The organism is Marinobacter maritimus (assembly GCF_007671675.1).
GTDB lineage: Bacteria > Pseudomonadota > Gammaproteobacteria > Pseudomonadales > Oleiphilaceae > Marinobacter > Marinobacter maritimus.
On record NZ_VCGW01000001.1, the window covers coordinates 610,980 to 622,825 of the forward strand.

The following is an 11,846-nucleotide window of genomic DNA, read 5'->3' on the forward strand; positions in this document are numbered from 1 at the left end:
CTATCTTTACAGGGTTACACTTTCAGGCATGAGCCAGAATAATGATAAAAAGGAGTCACTTCATGAGCAAAAAAAGAATGCTGAAATGCGCCTCGGGCCTTTTGGCTGCGGCCGTGGTCTCTCTTTCCAGTGGTGTTCAGGCGGAAGGCAATTACGTGATGGGCACTGCCACAACGGGAGGAACCTATTATCCCGTTGGTGTGGCTATTTCAACGCTGATCAAGGTGAAACTTGAGCCGTCTACCAATATATCTGTTTCAGCTATCAGCTCTGCCGGTTCCGGTGAAAATCTGAAGCTTATGGACGAAGACCAGATCCAGTTTGGTATTCTTCAGGGGCTTTATGGGGCTTACGCCTGGAATGGAACGGGTCCGGTTCCAAAGGCTTATAAAAATCTGCGTTCAGTGTCCATGCTGTGGCAGAACGTTGAGCACTTTGTTGTGACCACAAAAGTCGCGAAAACCGGCACAATCGAAGACATGACCAACCTGTATGGCGAGAGCTTTTCCATCGGAGCCAGAAACTCGGGAACAGAGGGTTCCGGTCGCTTTATTCTTGGCAAGGTTGGTATCGATCTGGAAAAGGTAAACCTCGCATACCTGGGCTATGGTCCAAGTGCAGATGCTCTGCAGAACGGTAACATCGATGGTATGAACATACCGGCGGGCGTGCCTGCTGCTGCGGTAACAAGAGCCTACGCCAACATGGGTGACAAGGTCACCACGCTGAACTTCACCCCGGAGCAGATTGCTCAGGTCAACAGCGATTTCGAGCTCTGGACCGCTTACACCATTCCTTCGGGGACCTATCCGCAGCAGGCTGAGGATATCCACACCATTGCGCAGCCCAATATCCTGGCGGTGCGTGACGATGTCCCGGAGAACGATGTTTACGAGATCACCAAAACTATTTACGAAAACCTACCGTTCCTGAACAATATCCATCCGGCAACCAAAGCGATGGCGCTTGAGAAAGCGATTGCCGGCCTGCCACTGCCGCTTCACCCCGGAGCCGCTCGTTTCTATCAGGAGCAGGGGCTGAAAATTCCCGATCGATTGATTGCAGAGTAATGATGCGAGATAAAACAGAAAGCGAACCGGCTATTGCGGTTCGCGATGAGAGTGTCAGCGAGGCGAGCGAGCGTCTGGAGCACCGGCTGATCGGGCCGGTGGTCTTCTGGCTCGCCATCGCCACAGCAATCGTTCACCTCTATTTCAATACTGTCTCTACCCTGTCGGAGCTGTGGAGTTCTGCTCTGCACTTCGGCCTTTTTGGCTTGATCTGCACACTTACGACCCCGATGTTCAAAGTACGCTCAACCGGCGGCCAAAGGATTGTACTGGGCGTTGATGTGATGCTCGGGTTTACCGCGCTTGCCTGTGCTTTTTATCTGATCTTCTTTGAAGATGAGCTGTATCAGCGCGGATTCAACTTCGATACGAGCGACTGGATTGTCTCGATTGTGTCGGTAGTGTTGGTGCTGGAGTTGGCACGCCGCACAGTTGGCTGGTTTATTCCCGTGCTTTGTGTGGTTGCACTGACGTATGTGGCCTGGTGGGGGCAGTTTGTTGATGGCATTTTCAATTTCCCCGGCCTGTCATGGGAAACCGTTTTGTATCGCTCCTACATTGGCGGACAGGGAATGCTGGGATCCATTGCCCGGATTTCCTGGACCTACGTGTTCATGTTTATTCTGTTTGGCGCCTTCCTGGTCAAGTCCGGGGCAGGTGACTTCATTATCGAACTGGCGCGCTGTGCTGCAGGGCGGTTTGTAGGCGGTCCCGGGTTCGTGGCGGTGTTCGCCTCCGGCCTTATGGGGTCGGTCTCAGGCTCCAGCGTTGCCAATACGGTTTCTACCGGAGTCATTACCATCCCGTTGATGCGCAAGGCGGGCTTTCCGGCACGTTTTGCCGCCGGTGTTGAAGCTGCGGCCTCAACCGGGGGCCAATTGATGCCACCGGTGATGGGGGCAGGCGCGTTTATCATGGCCTCTTATACCCAGGTTTCCTACCTCACCATCATTGGCGTGGCAACGCTGCCGGCCCTCCTTTATTTTATCTCGGTGGCGATGTTTGTACGCATTGAGGCCAAGCGCAGCCATGCCGTCAAACTGGATGACGAGGCGGCGCCCTCCCTCAAACAAGTGCTTAAAGGCGGCTGGCATTTCCTGTTGCCTCTTGTTGTTCTGGTCGCTGCGCTTGTCTATGGGTACACGCCCACGTATGCGGCAGGCATTGCGATTTTGTCTGTGGTTGTGGCGTCTTGGCTCTCGAAGAATCCGATGGGTTTTCGGGACATTCTCGATGCGCTTGCGATGGGGACACGAAACATCACAACCACGGCGATTCTGCTGATTACGGTTGGTCTCATTGTGATGGTTGTATCCACCACCGGTATCGGCAACACCTTCTCACTGATGATTACCGACTGGGCTGGCGGGAGCTTGCTGATAACGATTTTGCTCGTCGCGTTGGCATCCCTGATTCTCGGTATGGGGTTGCCGGTAACGGCCGCCTATATCGTACTTGCCACACTCTCTGCCCCTGCGATATACAATTTGATTGCGCAAAGTCAGTTGGTTGAACTGATGGTTAACGGCAATCTGCCAGAACAGGCCAAAGCCATCTTCATGCTTGCCGCGCCTGACAAGCTGTCGTTGCTCAACGGGCCCATGGATGCGGCAACCGCTCAGCAGATGCTCTCTCTGGTGCCGGACACCTTTAGCAGTCAACTCCTGGAGCAGGCATTATCACCTGCATCGCTTTCCATGTTGCTGGTGGCAGCGCACATGGTTATCTTCTGGCTATCCCAGGATTCGAACGTCACCCCTCCCGTTTGTCTGACTGCTTTCGCTGCAGCCGCTATTGCGGGCACACCGCAAATGCGCACCGGATTTACAGCCTGGAAGCTCGCCAAGGGTCTTTATATAGTGCCGCTTCTGTTCGCATATTCGCCCTTGATCACCGGAGATTTTACGGAAATGATCCGTGTATTCTGCTTCGCCCTGTTCGGCATTTACGCCATCATCGCGGGCCTTGAAGGCTATCTCGAACATAAGCTTAATCTTGTGGTACGGGCTCTGATGTTTCCGCTTGGCGCACTGATGCTCTGGCCCCATGGGCAAATACTGGTAGACGGAGCCGGACTGATTATTTTCCTCGCTGTTCTGGTATGGAGCAGTCGTTGCGGAAAGCGTCAGAATGGCGACCATGCGGATAGCAAGTCGGGCGTTTCGAGCGTTGCATGACAGCAATTGAGATAGCAGGATTGCTGGCGCTGGGCGGTATTGCCGGATTTATCAACGTACTCTCGGCAGGCGGTTCGATGCTGACCCTGCCTCTTTTGATGTTTCTGGGGTTGCCACCACAGGTTGCGAACGGCACAAACCGGGTTGCGATTATTCTACAGAGCACAACCGCTGTAGCGGGTTTCAGGCGTCTTGGCCATGGCAACCTTCGGGTCAGCATTCATCTGGCGGTGCCAGCGGTTCTTGGGTCGCTGCTGGGGGCCTGGGTAGCGACCTGGGTGGCAGATGCAGTATTCGAGTTGGTGCTGATCATCGCCATGATCGGCGCCTCGGTGTTTATGCTGTTGCCCCAACCCAAACTGGACACCAACCCGCTTACGCCGGACCGGCTTGGGCCGGTGATCTATATTGCCATGTTTCTGATTGGCGTGTATGGCGGTTTTATTCAGGTAGGCGTAGGCGCGCTTTTTATTGTGGTTTTGTACCGCATGCTGCGCATTGATCTGCGCCAGGTTAACGTGTTCAAAGTCTCGATTATCCTGATGTACACCTTGCCGGCGTTGCTGATTTTTGCCCTGAACGGGCAGGTGCGCTGGGGTATGGGGCTGATTCTCGCGATCGGGAATATCACGGGCGCATTTGTTGCGGTGAAAGTGAACCTGAGTGAGAAGGGCGCGCAGTGGGTTAAGGGGATTACCCTGGTTATGGCAGGTGCGATACTGATCCGGCTTATGGTCTATTAATCGGAACGTGGAGAGAAGCTGCAATGAAAGCAATGGTTATTGAGACGTTTGGTGGCCCCGATGTCTTCGTGGAACGGGAAGTAGAGACCCCGGAGCCGGCTGCCGGGCAGGTACGTATCAAAGTCGTGGCGTCCAGCGTTAATCCGATCGAAACCAAGATTCGCTCAGGCCTGGTCAAAGCCGGGCCTGCTATGCCCGCTATCCTGAACGGGGATGTAGCGGGCATTGTGGACAAGGTGGGGGTGGGCGTTACGTCGTTTTCCGCGGGCGACGAGGTATTCGGATGCGCGGGTGGCACCAAAGGCTGGCCTGGGGCGCTGGCAGACTTCATGATCGCAGATGCCCGTTTATTGGCGAAGCGCACATCGTCGATGACCTTGCCATTGGCGGAGTGCGCTGCGCTGCCACTGGTATTTCTTACGGCATGGTCGGCTCTTGTGGAACGAGCCAATATTCAGGCTGGTGAGCATGTACTGATTCACGCCGGCACGGGGGGCGTAGGCCATGCCGCAATTCAGATAGCGAAACATCTGGGCGCGCGGGTAGCCACGACGGTGTCTACGCATGAGAAAGCTGGGATGGCAAAGCAGTTGGGGGCGGACGATATTATTTTCTACCATGACGAGTCGGTTGAAGCTTACAAGCAACGGCTGACTGACGGGCAGGGCTTCAGCCTGGTGTTTGATACGGTAGGAAGGGAAAATCTTGATCGAGCCATTGAGGCAACGGCAATTTCCGGGCGGCTTTGCTCCATCAATACCCGCTCAACCCACGACCTTAGCCTGATGCATGCAAAAGGGCTGACTCTTCATGTGATTTTTCGCTCAATCCCGTTACTTCATGGCATCGGTATGGAAGACCAGCCGCGTCTGATAGCTGCCATGTGTGAGATGCTGGAGCAGAGTGCCATTCGGCCATTGCTGGATCCAAAGCGTTTCTCCTTTGCGCGCGTTGCCGAAGCGCATCGACATATTGAGTCCGGTCGCGCTGTCGGTAAAATTCTCTTGGAGCGATAGCAACCACAGAACTGAATTACGGCCATAAAAAAACGCCAACCCGGAGGTTGGCGTTTTTCGTGGAGCTAAACCGTTGAGGTCAAAGCCTAAGCGACATTCGCTTCAGCTGCCTTGCTGGTGTAGTTCTCCATCTGGTCAAAGTTGAGATACTTGTAGATCTCTTTTGACATGCTATTCAGATCTTTGGCGTATTCCATGTATTCTGCCGGAGTTGGCAGTTTACCCAGAATTGCGCCCACCGCGGCCAATTCCGCAGAGGTCAGGTACACGTTGGCACCATCGCCCAGGCGATTCGGGAAGTTACGGGTAGAGGTAGACAGCACAGTGCTCTTGGCGGCCACGCGCGCCTGGTTACCCATACACAGTGAGCAGCCCGGCATTTCGGTGCGCACACCAGCGGTACCATAGATATTGTAATAGCCTTCTTCCATCAGCTGCGACTCGTCCATCTTGGTTGGCGGCGCCATCCACAGACGGGTTTTCAGAGGTGCCTTGTTCTGCTCCAGCAGCTTGCCAGCCGCGCGGAAGTGACCAATGTTGGTCATGCAGGAGCCGATGAATACTTCGTCTACGTTATCGCCAGCCACTTCAGACAGGAAGCGGGCATCGTCAGGATCGTTCGGGCAGCACACGATTGGCTCCTTGATGTCAGCCAGATCGATCTCGATCACGTGCGCGTACTCTGCGTCTTTATCTGCACGCATCAGGCTTGGGTTTGCCAGCCACTCTTCCATGCCCTGAGCACGACGATCTAGCGTACGTGGGTCGCCGTAACCCTCAGCAATCATCCAGCGCAGCATGGTGATGTTGGAGCGCAGGTATTCTGCAACAGATTCTTCTGACAGGTTGATGGTACAACCCGCAGCGGAACGCTCGGCTGAAGCATCTGACAGCTCAAATGCTTGCTCAACCGTCAGCTGTTCCAGGCCTTCAATCTCCAGCACGCGACCCGAGAACTCGTTGATTTTGCCCTTCTTCTCAACGTTCAGGATGCCGTTTTTGATGCCGTAAAGCGGAATGGCATGAACCAGGTCACGCAGAGTGATGCCGGGCTGCATCTCGCCTTTAAAGCGCACCAGAACGGATTCTGGCATATCCAGCGGCATAACGCCGGTAGCAGCTGCGAAGGCTACCAGGCCAGAACCTGCAGGGAAGGAAATGCCCATCGGGAAACGGGTGTGGGAGTCACCACCGGTGCCGACAGTGTCTGGCAGCAGCATACGGTTCAACCAGGAGTGGATGATGCCGTCACCCGGACGCAGGGCAACACCGCCACGAGTCTGGATAAAGTCAGGCATGGTGTGCTGCATTTCAACGTCAATCGGCTTGGGGTACGCCGCAGTGTGACAGAACGACTGCATCACCAGGTCTGCCTGGAAACCCAGGCACGCCAGATCTTTCAGCTCGTCGCGAGTCATCGGGCCGGTGGTGTCCTGGGAACCGACGGTGGTCATGTACGGCTCGCAGTAAGTGCCCGGACGAACGCCTTGGCCTTCTTCCAGACCACAGGCTTTACCGACCATCTTCTGGCCCAGGGTGAAGCCCTTGGTGCCAGCTTCCGGGTCGTTCGGCAGGCGGAACATATCCGTGGCACCCAAATTCAGTGCGGCACGTGCCTTGGCGGTCAGGCCACGACCGATGATCAGGGGGATACGACCTCCGGCCTGAACTTCGTCCAGAATAACGTCAGACTTGAATTCGAACTCGGAGATGGTTTCACCCGCTTCGTTCAGAATCTTGCCTTCGTAGGGGCGGATTTCGATGACATCGCCCATGTTCATATTGTCGACAGGTGCTTCGAATACCAGGGCGCCGGCATCTTCCATGGTGTTGAAGAAGATAGGAGCAATCTTGTTACCGATACAGACACCACCGGCACGCTTGTTTGGCACGCCCGGAATATCGTCACCGAAGAACCACAGAACAGAATTGGTGGCAGACTTCCGGGAAGAGCCGGTTCCAACCACATCGCCAACGAAGGCAACGGGCAGGCCTTTGGCTTTGATTTCGTCAATTTGGCTCATGGGACCAGTTACGCCCTGTTCTTCCGGCTTCAGGCCGTCACGCTCCATTTTATAGGCAGCGCGGGCGTGCAGCGGGATGTCCGGGCGGGACCAGGCGTCTGGCGCCGGGGACAGGTCGTCGGTATTGGTTTCGCCGGTTACCTTGAAAACAACCATCTTGGTGCTTTCGGGAACCTTGTTCTTTTTGGTGAACCACTCACCATTGGCCCAGGATTCAACAACGGATTTGGCAACGGCATTGCTAGCGTCCATCTTGTCCTTCACATCGTTGAAAGCGTCGAACATCAGAAGGGTACGCTTGAGCTGCTCACCGGCCAGCTCAGCCAGCTCGCTGTCATCCAGCAGATCAACCAGAGTTTCGATGTTGTAGCCACCCTGCATCATACCCAGCAGCTGCACGGCTTTTTGCTTGTTCAACAGCGGCGATTGCGCTTCACCTTTAACGATAGCGGTCAGGAAAGCAGCTTTAACGTAGGCGGCTTCATCCACGCCCGGCGGGATACGGTTTTCCAGCAGATCAACCAGAGTTTCCTCTTCGCCGGCTGGAGGATTCTTCAGCAGCTCAACCAGAGACGCAGCTTGCTCAGCGTTCAGTGGCTGGGGCGGTATACTCAGAGCCGCACGTTCTGCAACGTGTTTACGGTAGGCTTCTAACACGATATGGACCCTCATCAGTTGGTATGTCCCGCACTCTGGCGATGTGCCTGGCAGGAGTTTTATGGTGGAAAGACCTCAAGTTGGCGCAGCATTCTACAGGAAACCCCTTATAAAGTTAAGTTGGACAGAGGTCGGAGAAGTCTGTTAGCTGCGCTATAATCGCGCACCCATTTGATAGACACAGTTACTCACCATGAACAACAAAACCGACTCCACGGTTCTGGCTTTGCAAGAGATTCATGACTTTCTGCCTTGCGCTACGCCGCAGCAGTGGATTGATAACGCACTGGCCAATCAGGATCTGATGCTGATAGATCACGCCCACTGCGAGAAGAAAGCAGCGTCTACGGCGCTCAGTCTGATGTACCGTTACGTGGGTAACTCTAACCTGCTTAACAAGATGTCTCGCCTGGCCCGGGAAGAGCTGCGCCATTTCGAGCAGGTACTCGCTATTATCGACAAGCGCGGTGTGTCTTATTGCCATTTGACCCCGTCGCGCTATGCCGCAGGCCTGCGGGCCAGCGTGCGCACCGATGATCCGGGTCGCCTGGTGGACGTTATGGTTGTGGGAGCCATCATTGAAGCTCGCTCATGTGAGCGGTTCGCTGCGCTGGCTCCGTTTCTGGATGCGGAACTGGCGGAGTTTTACAACAGCTTGCTCAAATCCGAGGCGCGTCATTACCGTGATTACCTCAACCTGGCGGAACAGGCCAATGTTGGGTCGGTCGACGCAAGGGTGGCTGAGTTTCTGGCGATCGAAAAACAGCTGATTCTGGAGCCCGATGAGGAGTTCCGGTTTCACAGCGGGCCTGTTGGCTGAGCGTCACTCGAGCGCGCGGCAAAGGCCGATCCACGCGTCGATACCTGCACTCCGGTATTTCTGTTTGTGCAGAATAAAATAGAACTGCCGTGCGAAATTACGGCTCCCCGGCGTTTTCAGAGGTACCAGGCTGCCACGTTTGAAGGCGTCCGCAAGAACGACTTCTGACAGGCAGCCTATGCCAAGGTTAGCTTCCACGGCCCGTTTGATTGCTTCGGTATGCTCCAGCTCCAGCAGTACGTTCAAGTCCGGAAGCAGGCCGTGCATGCCGCGTTCGAACGTCTGTCGGGTTCCCGAGCCCTGCTCTCTCATGATCCAGGTGGCGTTCCGTAGATCCGTATCTGAAATGTTTTTCTTGGCGGCCAATGGATGAGTAGGTGAACAGAACAACACCAGCTGGTCTCCGCGCCATGGCAGAACCTCAAGCTCTGAGGATTGTAGCTCACCTTCGATCAGGCCAATATCGAGTTCGAAATCCTTTACCCGGCGCGCGATGGTGCTGGTATTGGCCACTTCCAGGGATACCCGGGGCCGGGTAGTGGTATTCATGTATTGGGCCATAACACCAACGGCCAGATAGTTACCTATGGTCAGGGTGGCTCCGACTTTCAGAGCGCCGACTTCGGAATGTTTGCTGAAGGCTTGTTCGAGCTCCGTTGCCTGAGCGAGAACGGCTTCCACCTTGGGCCGGTAGAGGCGCCCGAGTTCATTCAGTTGCAGGCGCTTGCCAACCCGGTCAAACAACTGGATATCAAACTGGTTTTCCAGCTCTTTGAGGGCGCTGCTGGCGGCAGACTGCGACATAGCAAGCGATTCCGCGGCGCGGGTAATGTTCTGAAAATGCGCGGCCGCCAGAAACACTTCGAGTTGTCTGAAGCTGTATTTCATAACAAAACGCTCTAAATCGATGTAACCGAATAAGGTTATGGGAATATCCCATTTCATCGATAGGTTAGTGATGAGTTAGACTTTAGGCAATTCAAATTTGCAACATTCGCCGCCGTTCGTTAACCGGGCAGCCAAGAGGTTTAAATGAGCAACCTGATAAAAGAAACGGTCACCAGCGTACATCATTGGAACGATACGCTGTTCAGTTTTAAAACCAGCCGCGACCCGGGGTTCCGGTTCAAGAATGGCCACTTTGTGATGATTGGCCTGGAAACTGAGGGTAAGCCATTGATGCGTGCTTACAGTATCGCCAGCGCCAATTACGAAGAGGAACTCGAGTTCTTCTCAATCAAGGTGCAAAACGGTCCGCTCACATCACGTCTGCAGAAAATCCAGGTCGGGGACGAGATCCTTGTCAGCCGCAAACCAACCGGAACGCTGATTCTGGACAACCTCCTGCCAGGGAAGAACCTCTGGTTGATCAGCACGGGAACCGGCCTTGCGCCTTTTATGAGTATCATCAAGGATCCCGACGTATACGACGCCTTTGATAAAGTCATCCTGACTCACGGGGTGCGTTACGTCTCAGAGCTGGCTTACCAGCACGAGATTGAAGAGCTGCCGGAAAACGAGTTCTTCGGTGAAATGGTCAAGGGCAAGCTTGAGTACTATCCCACCGTGACCCGGGAGCCATTCCGCAATGAAGGCAGGCTGACGGCAGCTATGGAAAGCGGCAAGATAACCCAGGATCTGGGTTTGCAGGACTTTGATCTCGAAAACGACCGCTTTATGATTTGTGGTAGCCCCAGCATGCTCAAGGACACCTGTTCCATACTGAACGAAATGGGCTTCAGGGAAGCTCGTGGTGGGGAGATGGGGCATTATGTGATTGAAAGGGCTTTCGTGGAGAGCTAGGACGCACGGAGCGCTTGGTCTGATAGTGTGAGGGGGCGGTGGGTCGCCCCCTCACACCTGAGTGTCATCAATAATGATCACTTCAAGCCCGCCGGTCAGATGGCGAGTCCACCCAGTTTGGTTTCGAGGTATTCCTCTATACCTTCCTGAGCGCCCTCACGGCCAAGGCCGCTGTTCTTCATACCACCAAAAGGTGCTGCGGCGCTGGTCGGGTTGATATCGTTAATACCAATAATGCCGAAATCCAGAGCTTCAAACGCCCGCATGGCCGTCGTCATGTCGTTGCTGTAGATGTAAGCCGCCAAGCCATACTCGGTGTCGTTGGCCATGGCGATGACATCGTCTTCTGAGCGATAGCTGATGACTGGAGCGACCGGGCCAAAGGTTTCTTCCCGGTAGATTTTCATCTCAGGCGTTACTCCGGAGAGCACAGTAGGGGCATAGAAGTAACCCTCTGAGAGTCCGTTTTCCATTAATCGGTGGCCACCGGTCTCTACTTTCGCGCCCTTGGCTACTGCGTCTTTAACCTGACGATCAACCTTCAGGATGGCCTGTTCATTGATTAGCGGGCCAATGCCCACGCCTTCGGCCATGCCGTTGCCGGCCACCAGGCGACTGGCGCGGCTGGTGAGTTCGTTAATGAACGGTTCAAGGTGATCTTCGTGCACGAAAATACGGTTAGGGCTAATACAGGCCTGGCCAGTATTCAAGAACTTGACCAGGGACAGGCCTTTGGCAGCATGCACCGGATCAGCATCAGGGAAGACAATGGCAGGTGCATGGCCACCGAGTTCCATAGAGACACGCTTCATGTTGGCTGCGGCCAGGCCGTTAAGTTTCTTGCCGACAGGGGTAGAGCCTGTGAAGGTCAGCTTGTGAACTCGCGGGTCGGTACAAAAAGCATCGCCCACCCGGGAAGGATCCTGCACGGTCAGCATGTTAACCACGCCAGCCGGAAAGCCTGCTTCGGCGAAGATCTCTATCATGGCTTTTGCGCATAGGGGTGTGCTTTCAGCCGGTTTCAGGATCACCGTGCAGCCTGCCGCCAGTGCGGGTGCGAGCTTGCGGGTAATCATGGAAATCGGGTAGTTCCAGGGCGTAATCGCACCGACCACGCCAACAGGTGACTTCTGCACCATAAAACGCTGGTTTTCACGGGCGGAAGGAATACTTTGCCCGTATACGCGTTTGGCTTCTTCGGCAAACCACAGCAGGAAATCTGCGCCGTATTGAACTTCATTGAGGGACGCTTTCAGGGGTTTGCCCTGTTCGCGGGTCATCTGTTCAGCCAGTTCACGCTTTTGCCGGATCATCAGTTCCCAAGCCCGGTAGAGCAATTGGGAGCGGTGGTACGCGGTGGTTTTTTTCCATTCTTTAAAAGCACAATCGGCGGCCGTAATGGCCGCCTCAATATCCTGGTCTGTACAGTCGGGCACCTGCCCGATGATTTCACCTGTGGCAGGGTTGGTTACCGGGAGCTCAGCGCGCCCGGTTAACCATTGTCCGTTAATATACATGAGGCGATACCTCTTGGTT

Annotated in this window: 9 protein-coding genes; 6 read left to right on the forward strand and 3 right to left on the reverse strand. The window is 54.8% G+C overall.

The annotated features are described in order from the left end of the window. Positions 1 to 62 precede the first annotated feature (62 nt). From FFI90_RS02820 to FFI90_RS02835, 4 genes are read left to right on the forward strand one after another with little or no spacing between them, the layout of a single operon-like run. On the forward strand, positions 63 to 1,070 hold the full coding sequence (locus FFI90_RS02820) for a TAXI family TRAP transporter solute-binding subunit (protein WP_144776330.1): 1,008 nt from the start codon (positions 63 to 65) through the stop codon (positions 1,068 to 1,070). Beyond that, entirely contained in the window at positions 1,070 to 3,247 is a 2,178-nt protein-coding gene (locus FFI90_RS02825; RefSeq protein WP_144776332.1) for a TRAP transporter permease, read from the forward strand. The genes FFI90_RS02820 and FFI90_RS02825 overlap by 1 nt, the downstream gene beginning before the upstream one ends. Next, the gene (locus tag FFI90_RS02830) at positions 3,244 to 3,990 is read left to right on the forward strand and encodes a sulfite exporter TauE/SafE family protein (protein WP_144776334.1); all 747 of its coding nucleotides are present in this window, start codon (positions 3,244 to 3,246) and stop codon (positions 3,988 to 3,990) included. Before FFI90_RS02825 ends, FFI90_RS02830 begins: the two co-directional genes overlap by 4 nt. A 23-nt stretch (positions 3,991 to 4,013) precedes the next feature. After that, positions 4,014 to 5,006, forward strand: coding sequence for a zinc-dependent alcohol dehydrogenase family protein (locus FFI90_RS02835; protein ID WP_144776336.1), 993 nt, complete (start codon positions 4,014 to 4,016; stop codon positions 5,004 to 5,006). 86 nt (positions 5,007 to 5,092) lie between these two features. Here the strand turns inward: FFI90_RS02835 and acnB are convergent, their stop codons facing one another. Continuing rightward, positions 5,093 to 7,687 carry a bifunctional aconitate hydratase 2/2-methylisocitrate dehydratase gene (gene acnB, locus FFI90_RS02840; protein ID WP_144777191.1) on the reverse strand — a complete coding sequence of 865 codons (2,595 nt, stop codon included), beginning with the start codon at positions 7,685 to 7,687 and terminating at the stop codon, positions 5,093 to 5,095. Positions 7,688 to 7,880: 193 nt separating this feature from the next. On the opposite strand from acnB, the gene FFI90_RS02845 reads away from it, so the two are divergent. Beyond that, positions 7,881 to 8,507 (forward strand): MiaE family protein, encoded by a 627-nt coding sequence (locus tag FFI90_RS02845; RefSeq protein ID WP_144776338.1) that lies wholly within the window; start codon positions 7,881 to 7,883, stop codon positions 8,505 to 8,507. 3 nt (positions 8,508 to 8,510) lie between these two features. Here FFI90_RS02845 and FFI90_RS02850 read toward each other — a convergent pair whose 3' ends face one another. After that, positions 8,511 to 9,395 carry a LysR substrate-binding domain-containing protein gene (locus tag FFI90_RS02850; protein ID WP_144776340.1) on the reverse strand — a complete coding sequence of 295 codons (885 nt, stop codon included), beginning with the start codon at positions 9,393 to 9,395 and terminating at the stop codon, positions 8,511 to 8,513. A gap of 144 nt (positions 9,396 to 9,539) precedes the next feature. Between FFI90_RS02850 and FFI90_RS02855 the strand changes: the two genes are divergently transcribed. Further along, positions 9,540 to 10,310: a ferredoxin--NADP reductase gene (locus tag FFI90_RS02855; protein WP_144776343.1), complete on the forward strand. Its 771-nt coding sequence runs from the start codon at positions 9,540 to 9,542 to the stop codon at positions 10,308 to 10,310. A gap of 95 nt (positions 10,311 to 10,405) precedes the next feature. Here the strand turns inward: FFI90_RS02855 and FFI90_RS02860 are convergent, their stop codons facing one another. Then, positions 10,406 to 11,827 carry an NAD-dependent succinate-semialdehyde dehydrogenase gene (locus tag FFI90_RS02860; protein ID WP_144776345.1) on the reverse strand — a complete coding sequence of 474 codons (1,422 nt, stop codon included), beginning with the start codon at positions 11,825 to 11,827 and terminating at the stop codon, positions 10,406 to 10,408. Positions 11,828 to 11,846: the final 19 nt, after the last annotated feature.